Source organism: Pseudomonas sp. Pseusp88 (assembly GCF_047303955.1).
Taxonomy (GTDB): Bacteria; Pseudomonadota; Gammaproteobacteria; order Pseudomonadales; family Pseudomonadaceae; genus Aquipseudomonas.
This window is the reverse complement of sequence record NZ_JBGLYM010000003.1, coordinates 284,241-304,899: the sequence shown is the minus strand read 5'-3', so window position 1 is coordinate 304,899 and position 20,659 is coordinate 284,241. Positions and strand designations below refer to the sequence as shown.

General features: G+C 58.1%; 14 protein-coding genes. 7 read left to right on the top strand and 7 right to left on the bottom strand.

Going from position 1 to position 20,659, the window contains the following annotated elements:
• Positions 1-318: 318 nt before the first annotated feature.
• Positions 319-1,173: a LysR family transcriptional regulator gene (locus ACCD02_RS05925; protein ID WP_413299359.1), complete on the bottom strand. Its 855-nt coding sequence runs from the start codon at positions 1,171-1,173 to the stop codon at positions 319-321.
• 112 nt (positions 1,174-1,285) lie between these two features.
• Between ACCD02_RS05925 and ACCD02_RS05920 the strand changes: the two genes are divergently transcribed.
• The 5 genes from ACCD02_RS05920 (at position 1,286) to ACCD02_RS05900 (ending at position 7,415) form a co-directional block, all read left to right on the top strand.
• On the top strand, positions 1,286-3,151 hold the full coding sequence (locus ACCD02_RS05920; RefSeq protein ID WP_413299357.1) for an NAD(P)-binding domain-containing protein: 1,866 nt from the start codon (positions 1,286-1,288) through the stop codon (positions 3,149-3,151).
• 27 nt (positions 3,152-3,178) lie between these two features.
• A complete protein-coding gene (locus ACCD02_RS05915) occupies positions 3,179-3,652 on the top strand; it encodes a nuclear transport factor 2 family protein (RefSeq protein ID WP_413299355.1) in 474 nt (157 codons plus the stop codon).
• 91 nt (positions 3,653-3,743) lie between these two features.
• Positions 3,744-5,168 (top strand): MFS transporter, encoded by a 1,425-nt coding sequence (locus tag ACCD02_RS05910; protein WP_413299353.1) that lies wholly within the window; start codon positions 3,744-3,746, stop codon positions 5,166-5,168.
• 290 nt (positions 5,169-5,458) lie between these two features.
• Positions 5,459-6,376: a universal stress protein gene (locus ACCD02_RS05905; protein WP_413299351.1), complete on the top strand. Its 918-nt coding sequence runs from the start codon at positions 5,459-5,461 to the stop codon at positions 6,374-6,376.
• Positions 6,377-6,455: 79 nt separating this feature from the next.
• On the top strand, positions 6,456-7,415 hold the full coding sequence (locus ACCD02_RS05900; protein WP_413299349.1) for a universal stress protein: 960 nt from the start codon (positions 6,456-6,458) through the stop codon (positions 7,413-7,415).
• Positions 7,416-7,517: 102 nt separating this feature from the next.
• Here the strand turns inward: ACCD02_RS05900 and ACCD02_RS05895 are convergent, their stop codons facing one another.
• The 6 genes from ACCD02_RS05895 to ftsH form a co-directional block, all read right to left on the bottom strand.
• On the bottom strand, positions 7,518-8,165 hold the full coding sequence (locus ACCD02_RS05895; RefSeq protein ID WP_413299347.1) for a BON domain-containing protein: 648 nt from the start codon (positions 8,163-8,165) through the stop codon (positions 7,518-7,520).
• Between the two features lie 27 nt (positions 8,166-8,192).
• The gene (locus ACCD02_RS05890; RefSeq protein WP_413299613.1) at positions 8,193-8,756 is read right to left on the bottom strand and encodes an N-acetyltransferase family protein; all 564 of its coding nucleotides are present in this window, start codon (positions 8,754-8,756) and stop codon (positions 8,193-8,195) included.
• Positions 8,757-8,932: 176 nt separating this feature from the next.
• The gene (locus ACCD02_RS05885) at positions 8,933-11,215 is read right to left on the bottom strand and encodes a heavy metal translocating P-type ATPase (protein ID WP_413299345.1); all 2,283 of its coding nucleotides are present in this window, start codon (positions 11,213-11,215) and stop codon (positions 8,933-8,935) included.
• Between the two features lie 278 nt (positions 11,216-11,493).
• Positions 11,494-12,141, bottom strand: coding sequence for a BON domain-containing protein (locus ACCD02_RS05880; RefSeq protein WP_413299343.1), 648 nt, complete (start codon positions 12,139-12,141; stop codon positions 11,494-11,496).
• Between the two features lie 189 nt (positions 12,142-12,330).
• A complete protein-coding gene (locus ACCD02_RS05875; protein WP_413299341.1) occupies positions 12,331-13,083 on the bottom strand; it encodes a helix-turn-helix domain-containing protein in 753 nt (250 codons plus the stop codon).
• A 486-nt stretch (positions 13,084-13,569) separates the two neighbouring features.
• Positions 13,570-15,414, bottom strand: coding sequence for an ATP-dependent zinc metalloprotease FtsH (gene ftsH, locus ACCD02_RS05870; RefSeq protein ID WP_413299339.1), 1,845 nt, complete (start codon positions 15,412-15,414; stop codon positions 13,570-13,572).
• Between the two features lie 360 nt (positions 15,415-15,774).
• On the opposite strand from ftsH, the gene ACCD02_RS05865 reads away from it, so the two are divergent.
• Entirely contained in the window at positions 15,775-16,680 is a 906-nt protein-coding gene (locus tag ACCD02_RS05865) for a universal stress protein (protein WP_413299337.1), read from the top strand.
• 153 nt (positions 16,681-16,833) lie between these two features.
• On the top strand, positions 16,834-20,424 hold the full coding sequence (mgtA, locus tag ACCD02_RS05860) for a magnesium-translocating P-type ATPase (RefSeq protein ID WP_413299335.1): 3,591 nt from the start codon (positions 16,834-16,836) through the stop codon (positions 20,422-20,424).
• The last annotated feature ends 235 nt before the right edge of the window (positions 20,425-20,659 follow it).

Below are 20,659 nucleotides of genomic sequence, written 5' to 3'. Positions count from 1 at the left end.
TGTCGCAATAATCGCTGTGGCGACCTGAGCACTGGTAGGGCTATGGCCAACGCGGCGAGTCAGAGATACCGCAATATGGCGGGCCTCTTCGCTATCCGTTGACATTCGGGTCAGGTTCTAATGGACGATCTGAATCGTACACCTTATTCAGCAACGCTGGACGAATGATTAACCTAACCAGGATCAATTGGGCGGGTTGACTGGCCATCGTTCAGGGGGTGGATGCCGTCACGCTGACTGGCGCCACGACCAAGGCCATTTTGGCAGCAATGATGCCGGGTCAAGTTCAATCCACTCGACTGCAAGCCTGCGCGTCGATCAGTCGTCGCCAATCATCTGGCCGGCGATGTCGGCGAATGCGCGAAGCCGATCCATCTGCCGCATATCGTGGTGGTAGCCCATCCAGATATCGCGTCCTGGCGGTGATTGGCCGATGTCCAGCAGTCTGAGGGCGGGCAACTGATCACCCAGCGCGCGTGGCAGCACGCATATCCCGAGACCGAGGGCGCACATCCGCGCCTGCACCGTACGGCTGCTACTGGTGAATACGACTCTGGCCCGTGGATACAGGTTTTGCAGCCAGAGTACGTCTGGATAATGCGCTTGCGCGGTGTTCATGGTCACCAGGCCGATCCCTTCGCCATCGGGGCCCGGGCAGAACGGTTGTTGCGCACCCACGTACAACCCGTAGCTCATGGTGGTCAGGCGTCGCTGAACAATGTCCGGTTCGGTAAAAGGAACGATCCGAAACGCAATGTCGGCTTCCCTGCGTGTCAGGTCGAACAAACGGTGTCCGGCGATCACTTCGGGCACGATCAGAGGGTGGCGACGAAGCAGTTCGCTCAACACGGGGCCCAGCACGTAGCTGGCAAACCAGTCCGCCGATGAAATCCGCAGCAGGCCTTCCGGCTGATCGCTTTCACCGGCAATACGCCGCTCGATCGTCAGCGCGCTACGTTCCATCTCCTTGGCCAATTCGAAGATGAGCTCGCCACTGTCGGTCAGCACCAGCCCTGTTGCAGTGCGGCGAAAGAACACCTGACCACTGTCCTGCTCGAGCACATGAAGGCGCCGCCCCACAGTGGGGTGACTGACGCCCAACAGTTTCGCGGCCGCGCCCAGGGAGCCTCCGCGGGCGATGGCCAGAAAAACGCGCAGGTCATTCCAGTCCATGACTTACCTCGTACAAAAGTGAACGGCGAAGATGCAGCAATGGCAGTCCCGTCGCAACCCTGCGGCTCGCACAATGGCCCCGTAACAGCCAAAGACAGGCGGAGGATCATTGATGAACATCGGATTTATTGGCGTGGGGAGCATGGGGCGGGTGATGATCCCACGGCTGATCGCTGCAGGTCATCGCGTGAGTGCCTGGAACCGCAGCCCTCAGGCACTGCTGGGGCTTGAAGGCGTGATTGCGCTTCATGACCCTGCCATGGCTTTTGAGCAAGAAGTGGTCATCAGTATGCTCGCTGATGACCGTGCAGTGCAGCAGGTACTGTTGGACTCCAATGCATTGGCGGGTGCCGTCGAGCACTGCATTCACATCGTGATGTCAACGCTTTCGCCCGCTCTGATTGATCAGATGCATGAGCGGCATGATCACGCCGGTATTGCGCTAGTGGCTGCGCCGGTATTCGGCGTGCCCGCAACAGTGGCCAAAGGTGAAGTGAACATTTTGGCGGCTGGGGCCGCCTGGGCAATCGAGAAGATTCAGCCGCTGTTCGATGTGCTTGGAAAAAAGACCTGGCGGCTGGGCGAACGACCTGTGCTGGCCTGTATCGCGAAGATCGCCGGCAACATGATGATCACCCAGGCGATTGAGTCTCTGAGTGAAGCCAACAGCCTGGCCGAGGCATACGGCGTACGGCCTGCGGATTTCACCGAAATCGTCACTCAAACCCTTTTCGCCTGCCCGAGCTATCAACGTTATGGACACGCCATTGCCAATGGTATTCACGAGCCCGGCTTCAAGCTCTCCCTTGGCTTGAAGGATGTTGACCTTGCCTTCGATGCCGCTGCCAGCAAGGGGCTGGAGCTGCCTGCCGCCAGGGTCGTACGCGTCGCCATGTCAGGGGCTGTTGCCAACGGCTTGGGGGATCGGGACTGGTCGGTGTTCGCCAGCCTCTCCAGGAACACGCTGGCGCCTGATCTGCAGGCACAACCTTTGCTCAGTGCGCCGCTTATCAGCTCGCGGCGCGGGTATTTCTGGCTCACCGGGCCGCGTGTTGTCAAAGAGGGTCAGCACTTCCAGAGAGGCCCCATGTTCGTGGCATGGGAGTCACCCGAGCGTGTCACCCAGCCGTACCCGGTGGTGCTGGTGCACGGCGGCACTTTGCAAGGCACTGAATGGCTCACGACCCCTGACGGTCGTCCCGGGTGGGCGCAACGTTTCATCGAAGATGGGTACGCTGTGTTTTGCGTCGATCGGCCAGGCCACGGCCGCTCACCCTACCATCCTGAGATTATGGGACCGATGGGGCCTGCATTTTCCTACGAGCGCGCCCGTGAGGTTTACTTTCCGCAAGGAGGAGGGGAGACCCGGTGGCCGTTTGAAATAGACGACGAAGCCGCCTTCGATGCTTTCATCGCAGCCTATGGGCCCATGCCAGCTGATCTGGCGGCCTCGCAGGCTCTGGATGCCGAGCGCCTGGGCCAACTGCTGGATCGTATCGGCAGGGCAATCATCGTTACCCATTCAGCATCGGGCCCGGACGGGTGGTTATTGGCGGACTGCAGGCCAGGCATGATCGCGGCCATTGTTGCGGTCGAGCCGATGGGGCCGGTATTCGGCGAAACACCCGGTATCGGCGCCCTGGACTGGGGACTCACGGCGGCGCCCATCACCTTCGATCCTCCTTGCGCAACGGCGGCACAGGTACGGGCTGCCGATCCCGCGACACTGAGAATTCCTGCGCTCAAGGGCGTTCCTGTCGGCCTTGTGACCGGAGAAACGTCCGTGTTCGCTTCCTTCGCCAGCAGCATCGTGCCGTTCCTGCGCAATGCCGGCGCCCACGTCGACCACCTCGATCTGCCGGCCCTCGGCATCCATGGCAACGGTCACGGGTTGATCTATGAGCGCAACAGCGACGAGGTCTTCGAAGTGATTTCACACTGGCTTGGCGCAACCCTCAGCCGGACCGAACAGGCCTGACTCATTCACTGACAAAGGGATCTATCCATGACTGTTGAAACCCTGGTTGCCCGCCTGGAGGCACTGGAAAGTCGCGTGGCGATTGAATCGTTGATATCTGGCTACGCCAATGCGTTTGACCTGATGGACAGCGATCTCCTGCGCACCCTCTGGCATGACGACGCGACCCTGGACCTCCCGGGCTTCGGCGGAGGGGGAAACCGTGAAGAGATACTGGCCATGGCCCAAAGGAGTTGGCTGCAAATGCCCCACATGCATCATTGGATGTCCAATCCCATGATTCACATCGACGGAGCGATGGCGACAGCTACCGTCGCCGCAGACTGCCTGTTTCATGACGCTGAGCAAGGCCCTGTCCAGGTCAGTGGCCTTTATCACGATCGCTACGAACGCAGGGAAGGGCATTGGCGATTCACGTCACGCCGTTTCGAGCTGCACTTCCTCACCCCGTTGGCAAACTGGAAGCCTGTCGCCGGTTCGGAAAGATTCGAACGACTTTGACCCCCTTCTAGTTGCTTCGCGCGCATGGCATGGCCAGTCCCGCGATGCGCGCCCTCTTTTGATATCCACACTCTTGTGTCTGGAGGCATTCATGTCCCGGGAAGATGTTTCCCCGCCTGAACCACGCCGGTGGGCAATGTTCGTGATTCTGCTGGTCGGTGCGTTTCTGCCACCGCTGGATTTTTTTATCATCAACGTCGCACTGCCATCGGTCAGGCAGGATCTGGGGGCCTCGGCCGCCGCTGAACAACTGGTCATTTCGACCTATGCGGGGCTTTATGCCGTGACGCTGATTACCGGTGGGCGGCTTGGCGACATTTACGGACGCGGCCGTATGTTTTTTCTCGGCCTGATCGGTTTTGCAGCCGCATCACTTTTGTGTGGCTGCGCGTGGTCGCCTTGGGCGCTGGTCGCCGGGCGTGCATTACAGGGCGTGACCGCCGCAGTGATGGCACCACAGGCACTCGCGTCGGTGCAGGCGATCTTTCCCGAATCGGAAAAGCCGCTCGCGCTTAGCCTGTATGGCGCGGTCTTCGGGTTGGCTGCGGTGGTCGGCCAGGCGTTGGGCGGTATCCTGATTTCGCTGGATCTGATGGGCTTGGGGTGGCGGACTATCTTCCTCGTCAATCTTCCGGTCGCAGCCTTGATCGTGCTGTTCGGCATTCCCGTGCTCAAGGAAACCCGTGCGCGTAACACGGTCAAGCTCGATCTGGGCGGAATGACCCTGTCGATGTTGACTCTGGGCGCGCTCATCGTCCCATTGATCGAGGGGCGCGAGATGGGCTGGCCTCTGTGGTCCTGGGGCTCGCTGATCGCAGTGCCGATGCTGGCGGGGATATTCTGGCGTTACGAAGCCCGTCTGGGTCGCGCCGGTGGGGCACCACTGCTGGTTCCGGCGGCGTTGAAGGCTCCGGGGCTGGGGCGTGCACTGGTGGTTGCATTGTTGTACTACACCATCGCACCGTTTTTCCTGTTGTTCTCGGTCTACTTGCAAAATGCACTTAGCGTATCCGCGCTGAGCGCGGGGCTCGTGTTCCTGCCTTTTGGCGCAGGATTTCTGTTGGGACCGCTGTTAACGCCAATTTTTAAGCGCGTGTTCGGTGTCTATGTCAATCCGATTGGCCTTGCGCTGGAGTCCGCCGGTTTTTTTGGTCTGGCAGGGCTCATCCTGGTGACACCGACCGGTGGGTATCCAGTGCCCCAGTTGCTTGCTCTCATTCTGTTTATCATCGGTTTCGGCCAAGGACTCGGACTGCCTACCCTCATGCGGATGGTGACAGGACGGGTAGCGCCAGCCTATTCCGGCATGATTGCCGGTATCGCCAGCTCAACCCTGCAAATCAGCACAGCGCTGAGCGTTGCAGTGGTTGGCGGGATTTTCTATACCGTCCTTGGTACGAACAGCGACCCGTCGTCGATTACACATGCCTTCATAATCGCGCTGTTGTGCATCGCGTGCTGCCTGGGAGCGGGCATGCTGCTTAGCATCACGCTAGTGCGCCAACCTGCCGGGTGATTGCATTCACCTGACGACCCGGTTGCATTCGACGTGACCAGTCAATGCGGTCTTAGATCTGCTAAGTACGCCTGCCGCTTTTCCCTCTGCCTTCTGCAGATGATCTGTCGAGAACTTTTCGCGCGCGGGCAGAGGCGATGTTGGCCTGGATGGGAGAAGGACGTCGAGGGTTATCAGCGAGCAGGCATTGCGCAGTTATTGAGCAAAGTCAAATCAATCACCGTTCTGGCGTGCAGTCTATGGGCAGGTGTCCATTCAGCACCACCCTTCCAGTCACCCGGAGGCGCGTCATGATTCAGCCCATGCGATTGATGCTTATCACTCCCCACCAGGCTGTCCATTCCCCGGCGATTGATTATGCCGGTGCACTGGCAAAGAACCTTGGCGCATCGCTGCATCTGGTAGCTTTCGTGCACGACCAAATGGTGGACTGGTTAGGCCATCGTCATCCCTGCACCCGTGACAAGGCACGCCAGGGGATGATCGATACCCATCGCTTCTGGCTCAATACCGAGACGGTTCTGCTACGTGAACAAGGAGTGGACGCCCATTACGATGTGGTGTGGGCCGATTCGCTCGTCAAGGACATGATTGCCTATGCGAAAAAAGTCAACGCAGCGCTGATAATCAAGGATTTTCACGACGACGCTCACCTGAAACGCCTGGTGTTTTCGTGTATGGACTGGGATCTGCTGTGTGCCAGCCCGGTTTCCGTGTTGTATGTCGATCGCTCGAGCGGTGCCACCTGCAGAAGGTTCCTTGTCGCCGTGGATATTGAACTGGAGGCCGAGGGCATGCAGCAAGAGAATGATCAGATACTGACAGAGGCCCACCACATGGCGAGCCTCAATGAAGCCTCGCTGGACATGATTAGCATTTATGACAGTGGCATGGCGAAAAGAGTGCCGTTGATATCAAGCGCGGAGCCTGCGAATTACGCAGCCCGCAAGGAGGTCTTCGAGGCCCTGGCCACTCAATACAACATTGATCCGCAACATCGGCATTTCCTTGTCGGGACGCCCGTCACAGTTATTCGCGGACTTCTGCAACGCAATCCGTATGAGCTGCTGATCATCGGTTCGGCCAATCATCACCTGTTGCAGACCCAGGTGGGGTACACCACGGAGGGCATTCTGGAGAGCCCTGGCTGCAATGTGCTGGCAGTCAAACTGCCGCCCTTTGTGCGCCCGTCGAGTGCTTCGGCCTGACCGAGTCTCGGGGTCGCCCTTCATGCATCGAATGGGTCGAGTACGAGGGTTACCCGGCGCGCAGATCACAGGTATGTCCATGAGCAATTATCACAAGCTGCTGTTGGTGCTGGACCCGGACAAGCCGCTGGGTAGAGTGTTGGCATACGCCGTTGAACTGGCCCGGGCTCATGGTGCCGTATTGCACATTTGCGTGCCGGTCATGCTCGCCACCTCTGTAGAATCGACAGGGGCCCCTGAACGGTCACTTGAAAACAAGCTGCACCTTGCGCGGGTTCAGGCCTGGCTGCAGGCCGGGTTGGCCCAACTGGGCTCCTCAATCCATGGCGTATCGATTGTGGCCATTTACCCTTGGAGCCTATCCCTGCACGATTCTCTGATTGATACGCAGGAGCGGGTCGACCCCGACTTGCTGATCAAGCTTCAGGAGGAATATTCACTGGATGGCCGCCCCTTTATCATGCCTCTCGATTGGCGATTGCTGCGTGAGTGCCGGGCGCCTGTACTGCTGCAGTCGGCTGCGGCAGTGCATGGCCCTGAAAAAGTAATGGCTGCCCTTGACCTGGTAGCTCAGGGCCAAGGGCCATCACTGGACGAGCAGGTCGTCCGGGCCGCCCTGCAATTGGCCGCACCCTTCGGTGCTGCAGTTCATCTGGTGCATGCCTTCGACTTTGCCTCCATGGCGGGCTGGAACCATGAGATGGCCACGCAGCGTCGACACTGTGAAGCCCGCTTGGCGAGAATAGCCGGGTACCATGCTATACCGGCGCAAAACTGCCACCTTCTCGATGGACGTCCGCTGGCCACGCTGAGTCATTTGGTGGTGCCGCAACAGTGCGATGTGATGGTGATTGGGCGCTCCCCTCATGAGGCGCTGGACACCTGCCTGGGGAACACCGCCGAGCGGATTGTGGCCAGGCACCCGGCCTGCTGCCTGCTCGTGGTGGGTGCCCTTGATCATCCTTCGTTGCCGCGTTCCGGGTGGCGATCATTGCGCGAGCGGCTCGATTCGTTGGTGGGGGTTTTGTTTGCGGACTGACCGGTGACAGGTGTTCGCGACGTATCATCCTTGTCTGACAAGTGGCAGGGTCTATCTCATGGGATCGATGTGAAGCCTTGAAATTGCATAGCCATTGCAGCCCTAGGCAATCAGCAGATGGTTTTCCACATGCTCGACCCCCGGGACCGCCCAGGCAGTGTTTTGCGCCGCCTTGCGCTCGAGCCATAGATGAACATGGCCTTCGAGTTTTACTGTTTTACCTTCGACAGTGACCCGGATTTTTCTCGCGTCCAGTTCCGCATTGCGCGCCAGTGCGGCGTCAATACGCGCCTTTATGTCTTCGGGAGTCGACTTGGGGCATACCTTTAAAATGTTATTGATCTCGACAACCCCCGCCAGTTTACTCACGGCGCTTTGTGCCGCTTCCTTCTGATACTGCCATTCGACTTCACCTTCCAGGGTGACCCGGCCCTGCTGAACCTTGATCAGTATCTTGTCGTCAGGAAGAGCGCTGTTCCAGCGAATAACATCCAGGCAGCGGGAAGCGATGGTCTCATCGTCGATATCTTTGTCACCAGGTACGCGAACTTCAATCTCTTCTGCCACGGCCTTGACACCCTTTACCCCCTTGACTGCACGTTCAGCCGCAATTTTTTCGGCATAGGTTCGTACATGCCCTGACAGACAGACGATGCCATTGTTCACGGTTACCCCAATGGCGGCTGCGTCGAGATAGGGCTGGAATTCCAGCTCATCCAGAATGCTGCGCCGTAGCTCCAGATCGTTCATTGTCGATCCTCCTCATTCGAAGACAGGTTACAGATGCAAGCGATGAATGACTTGACGGCTATCGTCAGGATCATTGTGCGTCTCGAAGCCCAGGGTTTCGGCCAATTTCCGCATAGGCGTATTGTTCGAGGCGTCCACTGAATACATATGACGAAATCCGTTCTTGCGCGCAGCCTTTATCAGATGCTCCATCAACAGGGTGCCCAGGCCCAGGTGCTTCCATTCATCGGCGACCGTGATCGCGCATTCGCACTCACTTTCGCCGGTGGCGGCGTAGCGGGCGACGCCGATCTCGATCAACTGACTGTTTTCATGCGTCAGCGCGATATAAGCCAGGCGTTTTTTGTTATCGGTATCCATTAGTTGGTTGAGTAACACAGTGTCGGGTTCATTGATCTGTGCGAGGAAACGCATGTGCCGGGACTCGGGAGACAGGCGTTTGATAAAGGCGTACTCGCGGTCACGGTCCTTTTCCGCCAGGGGCCGGATCAACACATGACGGCCATCCTTGAGTGCTTCGATCCAGTGTCTGTCGACAACCGCAGCGTAGGCAGCCGCGGCCCGATCATTGTGGTCCTTGATGTTGAGCATGAGCGGATCCTCCAGGCGGTTCGTAAGGTCGGCGTTGCTGACAGAACGCACGATTTGTTCTTTTTTTTACGCCATTGCCTGCACATCAATCTGATCTGGATCAGACACCGGTAAAGTGGTGTCCGGCGCTGCTCTTTTCGTTTCATCCTGCATGGACCTGCGGTGCGGGTCTGTCGTCACTGTTGGTCCAGGCTTCGGTATAGCTCTTCCTCTTGCGCAAAGTGCAGCGCCACCAGTGCATCCAGACGGATCAGCGCGTCATGTACCTCGTCCAGGGTAATGGTGGGTGGATTGCTGCATAGCCCTTCGTTCAAGTGCTTCAACAGGCCGACCAGGCGGAATATCTCGCGATGCGTATGGCTCAGCGCCGCCAGCGGATCGTCGCCATGAAGGTAGGCAAGCAGTTGCGGATAGAGTCGACTTTCATCATTGCGCTCATGGGGCAGCAGTTGTTGCTCGACCCTGTCGATAAGTGCTCGCAATCGGGTCTTCGCCTGTTCTGGTGACAGATGGTGAAAGTCCCGGGCCAGTGCCCCGAGTTGTTCCAGCACCTGCATCAGGTTCAGGTGCTCGGCGGCAAGCTGTTGCAACTGCTCACTGGCCACGGCCGGCAGGCGACGCCAGCCAGGGCTGCTCAGTGCTCGCAAAGCATTAAGTATGACACCGACATCAATCAGTTCCTGCAGGATGGCGCCCATGAGCGGGGCAAGATAACCGGCGGCCGCAGCCAGCATGGCGATGAAAGAAAGACTCATGCCAATCAGCATGCTTTGCCGGGCGATGGCGCAGGAGCGTTTTGATATTTCCAGGGCCTGTGCCACGCGGTCGAGGCGGTCAAGCAGCAATACGACGCCAGCGGCCTCCGATGCGGCGCTGGCGCCATTGGCACCCATCGCTACGCCGATATCCGCCGCAGCTAGCGCTGGCGCGTCGTTAATGCCGTCACCGATCATCATCGTGATGCCCAGGGCGCAGCTGTCTTGCACGGCCTTGACCTTGTCCTGCGGGCTGAGGTCAGCTCTGACATCCTCAACCCCAGCCGAGGTCGCCACCCACAGCGCGCTGGCCAGGCGATCTCCCGTCAGCATGACGATTTTTTCTACCCCCATGCGCCGGATCCTGCGCAGGACTGAAGCCGACTCGACGCGTGGCGGGTCGGAAAATAAAATCGCGCCACACACCCTGGCGTTCATGGCGATGAAACTCGCGCCCAGCCCCTGATAATCCAGACGAGCCAGCAAGCCAGTGGCCCACGGGTCATTTTCACGGGTGACGAAGGTCAGGCTGCCCAGTCGGACCTCATACCCCTCGATTACGCCGCAAATGCCGGCGCCCGGGTGCTCCTGCAGTTGAGTCGGGATTGCCAGGGGAAGGGTGGGACTACGCCTGCGAGCCGCCTCCACGATTGCCCCCGATACCGGATGAGGCGAGCCTTGAGCAAGTGATCCCGCCAGATAGAGCAGACGTTCTCCCGTGATATCTCCAACCGTCTCTACGCGTTGAACAGACGCATGGCCGGTGGTGAGCGTGCCTGTTTTGTCCAGCATGAGGATTCTGGTCTTGGCCATCGCCTCCAGCGTGGCGCCGTCCTTGACCAGGATGCCGCGTCGGGCACAGCGAGAAATGCCCGACAGGATAGCGATGGGAACTGCCAGAATCAGCGGGCAAGGCGTCGATACAACCACCACCGCCAATGCTCGTAAAGGATCGTGAGTCCAGAGCCAGGCGCCAGCTGCCAGCAGGAGCGTGACGGGGACGAGCAACAATGCATATCGGTCCGCTGCTCTGACAAAGGGGGCGCGTGAGTGCTGCGCGGTCTGCGCCATCTTCACTATACCGGCATAGGTGCTCTGCTCGGCGCTGCGGGTCACCGTCAACGAAAAAGCCGGTCCGACATTCACTGCGCCGCTTCTGAGTTCGGCAGTGCAAGCGTACTGGACCGGCATGGGCTCTCCCGTCAGGGCAGACTCATCCACGGTCGCGCAGGTATCAAGCAATTGCCCGTCGAGGGGGATGACATCGCCCATGCGCACGAGGATGCGCTGCCCGGGGACAATTTGCGCAAGCGGCGTGTGAAACAGTTGCTCGCCGTCAATCGTCCAGGCGAAGGTAGGAGCGCGCTGTATCAGGTGTTTGAGTTCGCGTTCGGCACGATGGGAGGAGAAATACTCAAGCGTGCGCCCCGAAGCGAGCATGACGCAGACCACCGCAGCGACCAGGAATTGAGAAAAATACAGTGCACCGAGAATCGAGAGCAGAGCTGTGAGGTCAACACCTACCATGCCTCTTGCCAGATTGATGAGGACCTCGGCGGCAAGGATAAGCCCGATGAGCACCGATACCGACGCCCAGACTCCATGGGCAAGGGCAGAATATTCAAGCGCGTCGAGGATCACGCCTGCCACCAGTACGCCCAGGCAAAGGGCCAGCAGAACGGGATCGAATATTCCTCTGTTCATCGACGCTCCGTTTGGCCGGACATAAGGCGAGAGGCGGGGCTGATCCCTCATCTGACTATGCAGCGGCCGACGGGGGCGGGGTTGGACAGGTGATGGAACTGGACACATAGCCCCCCATCGCTTCACAGTGATGAGGGGTAAGTCACAACCCGCTGCCCGTTTTTGCATCCGGGTTCGAGACTTCGGCTTATTGCAGTGCCTTTCGAACAGCGCGTTCTCCAATGCTCCTTTTCCGGAAACAGGGGGCGGAAGTTGCGCTGCTGGAGCCGAATCAGCCATCAGGCCACCATCAGGTAATCTTCCACCTTGCTTACGCCAGGCACGGCCCATGCAGCACGCTCGATAATGTCGCGCTCATGCAGCAGGTGAATATTGCCCCGAAGCCTGACTACATCACCGTCGACGTTGACCTGAATTTGTCCGGCATCGATTTCGGCATTGCGCTTGAGCGCCTCCTCGATACGGCCCTTGATATTCCTCACATCAAGACGAGGGCGCAGTGTCAGTTTATTGGTCACACCAACCACTCCGGTCAGCTTGTGGACGGCCCGTAGAATCGAATCCCGCTCGAACTGCCAATCTGTCTGGCCTTCGAGCTCTACCCAGCCAGCTCGAACCGTGACTTTTATCGAACCCTCAGGGGCGTTTGTCGTCCAGGTGATGATATTGGCGGCCCGAGCTGCGATCATGTCGTCTGTAACATGATCCTCACCGACAGGGCGTACTTCGATTTCTTCGGCGATGGCCCGCACGCCTTTCATGACTTTCACAGCCCGTTCGGTTGCAAGTTTCTGTGCGTAAGTAGTGACATGGCCCGAGAGTGTCACTATGCCATTTTCGACGGTAACACCGATATTTGCCGGGTTGATATCCGGGCGGAACTCCAGTTCGGCCTGTATGTTTTTGCGCAGGCTTAAATCACTCATAGCAGTATCTCCATTTCCGTGGCACGGGAATTTACCCGTTGTGGAAACCAGTTTTTTAAACTTCTTTAACCTGACTGTGTTGAGATTTGTCAAACACTGTCATGCTCGGTGCGAGCCCGGACAATACCTTGTGACCTTCGCGGGATACATGACTAAACGCCAGTACCGAGGGGTACCTTTCAACCGGAACTAAAGCGCGCGTGAGCTATGACCAACGCCATTGATCAGGTGTTGGAGTCGCGAGACGTTGAGAATTTCTACCGCGCGGCCGGAGATGCTTACTATGCCGTTATCACGCAGAACAGCGATGGCCCGGCAGATGGTTTCAAGGCGCAATCCCAAGTAGGAACCGATATCCTCGCGAGTCATCCGCAAGACGAAAGCAGTCGGCGAGTAACCTCGTTTACCCATGCGGCAGGACAGGTTCAGCAAAAAGGCCGCCATACGCTCTTCAGCGCTGAGATTACCCATCAACATCAGCATTTCATGGTTTTGGACGATTTCCTGGCTGAGTATGCGATTGAGGTTGTGTTGCAGAGAGGGCAGTTCGCGGGAGAGTTTTTCCAGTTGGTTGAAGTGAATAGGGCAAACCTCGCTGTCCTCAAGGGCGACCGCATCACAGAGATGCATGGCATTGCTGATCGCGTCGCCTCCCATCAGTTCTCCACCCATGTGAAAGCCGGTCACTTGTTCACGACCGTCCTCGGATGACATGGTGGTCTTGAAAAAACCTACGTGCACAGCGTATAGCGATCGCAACGGATCCCCTGCACGGTAGAGCGTGGTCCCTTTGCGCACTTTGAGGCGCTGCGGCACGATGGTTGACAAGCGCTCCGTATCGCCTGAATTCATACCCGCCGAAAGGCAAAGTTCATGTACGCCACAACTCGTACAGTTTCTTTTAAGCGGTTGCCTGAGACTGACAATTGATGGCTCATTCATATTAGTGCTCCTGGCGAGGGTCGAATCTATTGGAAAGCACGTGGAGTTAGTCAGGCACTGTAGTCGCTATTATACGAAGAGGGTTGATCGATTTTGGTATATAGGCGCCTGTGAATCCGGCAGGAGGCTATATGTATGAGTGTGCGGCTCAAATAATTGCAGGGTAGATGGGCGGCTCTATACAGGGGCGTAGCACGATATCTCCATGTAGAGATTCTGCGTTACCCTGGCGGGCAGCTTCAAATCGCTTATTGTTTCAGCCCTGCGGGGTCATCGTATGCATTGGCCAGGATTCTGGAGGTCATGCCGTTCACCCGGTGTTGGAGTTGATTCGCAGCCCAAACGGCACGGAAACGAGCAGGGCAAGCACTGACCGGGATGAGTGCGCTTCGGAGAAAAGCGGGGTTTTATTGATATAAGTCAATAAGGCTTTATGGCTTCAACGGCGTTTGAACCGCACTTCTACCAACGTTTTTAATATCAGCCTCAGCCGGAGACCATCGGCGACGTCGCGCCATGAACAGGCGTAGATTGCATGGGCCTGAGGGGGGCGAACTCTTCTGCCGTCAGACTTTCCTTTTCCATCAGCAGCCGAGCGCCTTTATCCAGATCGGCGCGATGCGCCTGGAGCAGGGCCTTGGCCCGCCCGTAGGCATCGTCGAGCAGCGCGCGAATCCCCAAGTCGATTTCCCTGGCCGTCTGTTCCGAATAATCTCTCACGCGGTTGCTTTGCATCTGCTCACCCAGGTAGGTAACGTTTTGCTGCTCAAGTACCGGTTGGCCGAGCTCGGGGCTCATGCCAAAACGGGTTATCAACTGCCTGGCTATATCCGTTGCACGAACAAGATCATCCGCAGCTCCGGTGGACGTCTGGCCATAAACCAGATCCTCGGCGGCACGTCCGGCCATCAACACAACGATACGGTCCTTGAGCATCTGGCAACTGATCAAAAAATGATCTTCTGTAGGGCGCTGCAGGGTGTAGCCGAGAGAACCAATGGCGCGAGGTACAATCGACACCTTGTGCACGGGGTCCATGGCCGGTAGGTGACTCGCGGCCAGGGCATGCCCCATTTCGTGGTACGCCACCACCTGGCGTTCTTCGGGGCGCAGCAAACTGCTCTTGCGTTCGAGCCCCGCCACGATACGCTCGACCGCAGCAGTGAAGTCGTCGAGGCCCACCGTTTCCGCGCCACGGCGGGTGGCGACAATAGCAGCCTCGTTGACCAGATTGGCCAGGTCCGCGCCGGTAAAACCGGTGGTGATCTCGGCGATACGCGCGCTATCCAGCGTTGGGTCCACGGTGATTTTCTGCAGATGAACCCTGACGATCGCCTGGCGCCCTTGACGATCAGGGCGATCAATCACTACCTGGCGGTCGATGCGGCCGGCCCGGAGCAGGGCCGGGTCGAGAATTTCGGGGCGATTGGTCGCGGCCAGGAGTACGACGCCTTCTCGCGGATCGAACCCGTCCAGCTCTGCCAGAAGCTGGTTAAGGGTTTGTTCTTTCTCATCGTTACCGCCCAATACACCTACACCGCGCATCTTTCCCAGAGCATCCAATTCATCAATAAAAATGATGCAAGGCGCGGCGTTTCTCGCTTGCTCGAACAGGTCGTGGACCCGGGCGGCGCCCACGCCGACAAACATTTCGACGAACTCCGATCCCGAGATCGAGAAAAACGGCACCCCGGCCTCACCGGCGATGGCTTTGGCCACCAGGGTCTTGCCGGTCCCCGGCGGACCAACCAGTAACGTGCCTTTTGGAATATGTGCGCCCAGCCTTGCGTACCTGGCCTTGTCCTTCAGGAACGAGACGATTTCCACCAGTTCGGCCTTGGCCTCGTCGATACCCGCGACATCCGCGAAGGTGATGCCCGTATCGCGTTGGACAAACACCTTCGCCCGTGACTTGCCAATACTCATCAACCCACCGAGACCTTGTTTTTCCGCCATGCCACGAAACATAAAATGCCAGATCACCATGATCAGGATAAACGGCAGCAGCCAGCCCAGCAGGCCACTCAAAAACGTATTGTCATTGGCCCCGGTAAAGCTGGCACCCGATGCAGCGAGATCGGCGGCCAGCGCCGGGTCGACTCGCACCGTGGAAAACAGGCTGTGGCCATTGATGGGCACCTGCAGTTTGCCGCTGATCTGATCCTTCTCCACTCGCAGGTCAGTGACCTTCTGCTCGTTCAACAATTGCAGAAACTGGCTGTACGGGATGCTTTGCACCGCGCTACGTTCCGTCCACAGAAACTGCAGAAGGGTGAACACGACAAACGCAATCAGAAAGTAAGACAGGTTCCACTGATGGTTCTTTTTCATGAGTTTGACTCAAAGAAAGCATGGCAGCGCCCAACACCGCTGATTGCTCTGGCCCGGTTTACACAAGCCATGGGGTCGTCCTCTGTCGGAGTTGATGACTGCCGGGCATCGCGAGTGTCCTGTCAGTCGTTTCTACGCCCGGACCACGGGAGCGTATTGAGCTATATCAACAAGGATCGAGTGAGCCCGCCATCGCGTCTCTAACTGGGTGCAGGCCGGGAGTTGACAAAAGTCAGAGTCCACATTGAGTAGCGACCGATACTCGAATGATGATTTTTCAGTTGGAATGACGGGCTGGCTGTTCGACCTGGAGTTGGGCTGCGGTCAGAAGCCAACGCGCGCCCCCGACCGAGGTATGCCATGCTGAAACTCAAACGAATTTTATTGATAGCGCCCGCAGAGATGATGCGCACTCCGGCCTTTGACCGGGCCCAGGCGCTGGCACTTGCAACGGGGGCGTCGTTGCATATCGTGGCGTTTGATTACGTTGCATCGCTCGTGGTGGCTGGCTTGTTTGACCATGACGCGATGGCCCAGGCCAGGGAAGGCTACCTGCAGGTTCACCGTAAATGGTTGGAGGAGGAGGCCTGCTTTCAACGACGCACAGGGCTCAACGTCACCAGTGAAGTGCTTTGGGAAAAGCCAAGCCTGGAGCACGTGTTGGTCTATGTGAACGATTTTCGAGCCGACCTCGTGGTCAAGGATATCCAGTATGTTTCGGCGCTCGACCGGACCTTCCATCGCCCCCTGGATTGGCTGTTGCTGCGCGATTGTCGAATATCCCTGCACTTGGTCACCGACGCCAGACGCGCAAAGCCTTTGAAGATACTCGCGGCCGTTGATCTTTCTCATCTTGAAGAGCTGACATCCGGACTGAATGCGCGAATCCTCGAACTGGCCCAGACACTGGCGCTTGCCTGTGAAGCGCAACTGCACCTGCTCAATGTCGGCAACTGGTCGGTAGTCGGTGACTCAAGCACCGCTATGCCAACCCGAAGCCTGTACGGCAGCTTGAGTGACGCGGTCAGTGACGCTCAACAGGAGGCCTTTGATGCGATCGCTGAACGCCATGGTATCGAGAAGAAATACCAACATGCGCTGACAGGTATCCCCCCCCACGTGATCAGCCTGTTCGCCAGTGAGAATGCCTTCGACGTAGTAGTGCTTGGAACGGCCCATCGCAACCGGTTTTATCACCGGATTGGCAGCACTGCCGAGAGTGTGCTGAATCGCACTTCCTGCAGTTTGATGGTCGTAAAACCGTGAATTGGCTTTGCCGACGCAGGCCATCAGCGCGTCAGTTGAGAAAGGCCGGCTGCGTTTGGAGGGTTCAGTCCGACGTGCCTTGACATGGATCAGGCGCGCTCGCCAATACCGGGCCAGAATCAGACACTCGACTGACTCGCTCAGGGGCATGACATGCCTGTCAAACCGCCCACGTCCGGTTTCACCCATTCGTCTGTTCTTGACGACGGGCACACGTATAGTCGTTCTGCGCTCTGGCTGACATGGCTGCTGGGGGCGGCGATGTTTGCGACAGTAATTGGCGTCTCATTGCAATTTACTGACGTCGAGTCATTCACGCGCTTACTGACGCAGGCAGAGCCGCTATGGCTATTGGCCGCCTTTGCTCTGCAAGCGTGCACTTATATGGCGCAGGGGCAGGTTTTTCGAGAAGTGCTCAACGCCGGGGTACAACGGCTTTCACTTTGGGAGGCCAGTAAACTCAGCGTGATGAAGCTGTTTGTCGATCAAGCCCTGCCGTCCTCAGGAATAAGCGGAGCCTTTGCTGTCGTTGCTTCATTCGTACGCCTTGGCTTCGCAAAACCGCTGGTTCTGGCAAGCCTGGTACTGGATGTGTCGGGGTACTACCTGGCTTATGCCGTCTCAGTCGGTGTAGCGTTACCGGTGGTGATCTTGCAGGGGCATGCGACGGCTGCGGTCATGACGGCGTGTCTGGTGTTTGTCGCAGCGAGCCTGCTACTGGCAGTCGTGACGCCACTTTTGGCTGGTAATACGAAGCTGTTGAAATATTTGCCCGGTCAACGTTTTTCGATGATTGCCAGAGTGGTTTCACTGCTCACCGAGGCGGATAAACAACGGGTACGCAGCCGCAGTTTATTCTGGCGCATTACCGTGTTGGAGTTGTTGATCATCGTGCTGGACAGCGCAACGTTATGGTTGCTTGTTCGTGCACTAGGCGTATCAGCACCGCCGCTGGGTCTGTTTGCCGGTTTTATGCTGGCCAGTGTGCTGCGCAGTATCGGCATTGTGCCAGGTGGTCTCGGGGCCTTTGAAGCTGCGGCGGTGGTGACCTTGCACTGGGTTGGAGTGAACATTGCGGTGGCGCTTTCGGCCACATTGTTATTCCGAGGTCTGACCTTCTGGTTACCGATGCTGCCGGGCCTCTGGCTGGCACATCGCGAATGGCAATTCTCGGTCAAGCAGCCTGCACGCTTCACAAGCACCGATTATTGGAGCCCGCCGGTCAACCAGGTATTAAATACCCTGGATAGCACACCCGAGGGGGTGAGCCATGCCCAGGCAAGTGTCCGAATGCGCAGTGCTCCAGCCAAGGCCAAGGATCGGCCTCAGGGTTTGGTCAGACTGGTAATAGAGCAAATGCTCACCCCCCTGGTCATTATTCTCATTGTTGGCGCGCTGGTGGCTGTGCTGGTGGGGGACTGGCTGGATGCCGCGATCGTCGCCTGCATTGTATTTATCAGTGCGGTACTTAGTGCCTGGTACGAAAACCGGGCCAGTCATGCAGTTGAGCAACTACGCAGCAAGATCGCTCTGCGTGCGATGGTACGTCGTGAGGGCAAGCCCGTGGACGTTGCCGCCAGTGAAGTGGTGCCGGGGGATGTCTTGTTACTCAGCGCCGGCAGCCTGATTGCGGCTGATGGCCGAATCCTGCAGGCGCTCGATTGTTTCGTCAGCGAGGGTCTGCTGACTGGCGAAACCTTTCCGGTGGAAAAATTACCGGGCGACTGCGCCGCCGACGCCGCGCTGGGGCAGCGGCGCAATTGCGTATTCATGGGTACATCGGTGCGCAGCGGCACAGCGGAGGTCCTGGTCACGCGATATGCGCCGGAGAGTGAAATTGGCCGTATCGCCAAGACACTGGCGTTGCGTCCGCCCGAAACCGAGTTCGAACGCGGCGTAAGGCGCTTCGGCGGCTTACTGTTGCGCGTGATGCTGGTGATCACCATCGTGGTGTTCGGCATCAATATTCTGCTGCATCGGCCAACTCTCGACACCCTGTTGTTTGCCATCGCGTTGTCCATCGGGCTGTCACCGGAGCTGTTGCCAGCGATCCTGAGCATCACGCTGGCCAAAGGTGCGCAGCGCATGGCGACTAAAGGCGTCATCGTGCGTCACCTCAATGCCATCGAAAACCTGGGGGCGATGGATATCCTGTGTACCGACAAGACAGGCACATTGACCCGGGGTGTCGTCGTGCTGGATGGCGCCATGGACATTGAGGGCATTGTCGACCGCGATGTTCTGCAGTTGGCGGTATTCAACTCGAGTTTGCAGACCGGTATGAGCAATGCGATGGACGATGCCATCACGCTTGCGGGCAATGAACTGGCCCGATGTCCTGCTGTGACCAAAGTAGATGAAGTGCCCTATGACTTCGTCCGCAAGCGACTGAGCGTGGTAGTGGCCAATGCGCCAGAGGCCGGCAGGCTGATGGTGACCAAGGGTGCCTTGGATAACGTACTTGAGGTCTGTACGCACTTGCGCCGGGGCGAACAGGTACTGGCACTTACCCAGGCGGAGCGTGCGACGATTGCGCAGCGTTTTGCGGACTGGAGCGAGCAGGGCTTCAGAGTCCTGGGCCTGGCCACGCGCGCATTGCCGGATCAGCCGCACTATGGTCGGGATGAAGAAAAGGACATGACCTTTCGCGGCTTTCTACTGTTCTTCGACCCTCCGGAACCCGGGGTGAAAGACACCCTCGCCAGCCTCGACCGACTGGGGGTGCAAGTGAAGATCATCAGTGGCGACAGTCATCTGGTTGCGCGCCACGTTGGCAGGGCCGTGGGCCTGCCCGTAGACCGAATCATCACCGGCGCCGAGCTGTCGGCGATGAAAGACGAAGCCTTGATGCATCTCGCGCCGCTGACGACCCTATTCGCTGAAGTCGATCCCAACCAGAAAGAACGGATTATTCGCGCCCTGCAGAAGACCGGGCACGTCGTCGGCTACCTGGGCGATGGCATCAATGATGCTCCGGCGCTGCAGATAGCCGATATCGGGATATCCGTGGATAACGCCGCCGACGTGGCAAAGCAGGCAGCCGACTTCGTATTGCTGGAACACAATCTGGATGTTTTGCGCGAGGGCATTGAAGAGGGGCGGCATACCTTCGCCAATACCTTGAAGTACATTTCCATCGTTTCCAGTGCCAATTTCGGCAACATGATCAGCATGGCCTTTGCTTCCCTGGTGTTGCCTTTTCTGCCGATGCTGGCCAAGCAAATACTGCTCAATAACTTCCTGTCTGATATCCCGTCCATGGGCATTGCCAGCGACAACGTTGACCGGGAATGGGAAAACACCCCCCACCGGTGGAACATCACCGAGATTCGCAACTTCATGGTGGTGTTCGGACTGGTCAGCTCAGCGTTCGACATGCTCACATTCGTGGCCCTGTACCTTCTGGCACAAAAGGGCCCCGACGTTTTCCGCAGCGGCTGGTTCGTGGAGTCGCTGCTGACCCAGTTGCTGACGATATTCATCGTGCGCACTTACCGGCCGTTTTACCAAAGCCGCCCGGCAAAACCGCTGCTGATCAGTGCCGCCTGCATCGGCCTGCTGGCCGTGGGGTTGCCGTACAGTCCGGCGGCATCATGGTTCGGCCTGGTGCCACTGCCATTGCCTATCCTGGTGGCGGTGTTGGCAATCAGCCTGGTCTACATGCTGTCAGCTGAAGGGGTGAAGCGGCTTTTTTACCGCCGTCAGCGCTTGAGCCGTGCGGCGTTGCGCATGCGCGCTACCTGAGGACAGAGCTGGCATCTGCCTGACGCGACAGCGGAGCCTGCGCCGGTGCGACTTTGCTGATAAAAGTCAACGTCGCCGCATCGGCTTCAGAGAAGCTGCATGGACGTGTTTTTATCGACCTGGCAGGGCCATTCTTCGTTTTCTCGCTTCCTCAGTTGTTTCAGGTTTATCAAAATGGGTCGGGGCCATCCTCAACGCCGGTAAAGGTGATTTCAGAAGGTTCGCGTTCGCGTTG

What these genes read in the sequence shown, in the direction of transcription:
- ACCD02_RS05915 (WP_413299355.1), top strand. Translation starts at nt 3,179, where the DNA reads ATGACTGTTGAAACCCTGGTTGCCCGCCTGGAGGCACTGGAAAGTCGC.
- ACCD02_RS05895 (WP_413299347.1), bottom strand. Translation starts at nt 8,165, where the DNA reads ATGAACGATCTGGAGCTACGGCGCAGCATTCTGGATGAGCTGGAATTC.
- ACCD02_RS05925 (WP_413299359.1), bottom strand. Translation starts at nt 1,173, where the DNA reads ATGGACTGGAATGACCTGCGCGTTTTTCTGGCCATCGCCCGCGGAGGC.
- ACCD02_RS05890 (WP_413299613.1), bottom strand. Translation starts at nt 8,756, where the DNA reads ATGCTCAACATCAAGGACCACAATGATCGGGCCGCGGCTGCCTACGCT.
- ACCD02_RS05910 (WP_413299353.1), top strand. Translation starts at nt 3,744, where the DNA reads ATGTCCCGGGAAGATGTTTCCCCGCCTGAACCACGCCGGTGGGCAATG.
- ACCD02_RS05875 (WP_413299341.1), bottom strand. Translation starts at nt 13,083, where the DNA reads ATGAATGAGCCATCAATTGTCAGTCTCAGGCAACCGCTTAAAAGAAAC.
- ftsH (WP_413299339.1), bottom strand. Translation starts at nt 15,414, where the DNA reads ATGAAAAAGAACCATCAGTGGAACCTGTCTTACTTTCTGATTGCGTTT.
- ACCD02_RS05900 (WP_413299349.1), top strand. Translation starts at nt 6,456, where the DNA reads ATGAGCAATTATCACAAGCTGCTGTTGGTGCTGGACCCGGACAAGCCG.
- ACCD02_RS05880 (WP_413299343.1), bottom strand. Translation starts at nt 12,141, where the DNA reads ATGAGTGATTTAAGCCTGCGCAAAAACATACAGGCCGAACTGGAGTTC.
- ACCD02_RS05885 (WP_413299345.1), bottom strand. Translation starts at nt 11,215, where the DNA reads ATGAACAGAGGAATATTCGATCCCGTTCTGCTGGCCCTTTGCCTGGGC.
- mgtA (WP_413299335.1), top strand. Translation starts at nt 16,834, where the DNA reads ATGCCTGTCAAACCGCCCACGTCCGGTTTCACCCATTCGTCTGTTCTT.
- ACCD02_RS05920 (WP_413299357.1), top strand. Translation starts at nt 1,286, where the DNA reads ATGAACATCGGATTTATTGGCGTGGGGAGCATGGGGCGGGTGATGATC.
- ACCD02_RS05905 (WP_413299351.1), top strand. Translation starts at nt 5,459, where the DNA reads ATGATTCAGCCCATGCGATTGATGCTTATCACTCCCCACCAGGCTGTC.
- ACCD02_RS05865 (WP_413299337.1), top strand. Translation starts at nt 15,775, where the DNA reads ATGCTGAAACTCAAACGAATTTTATTGATAGCGCCCGCAGAGATGATG.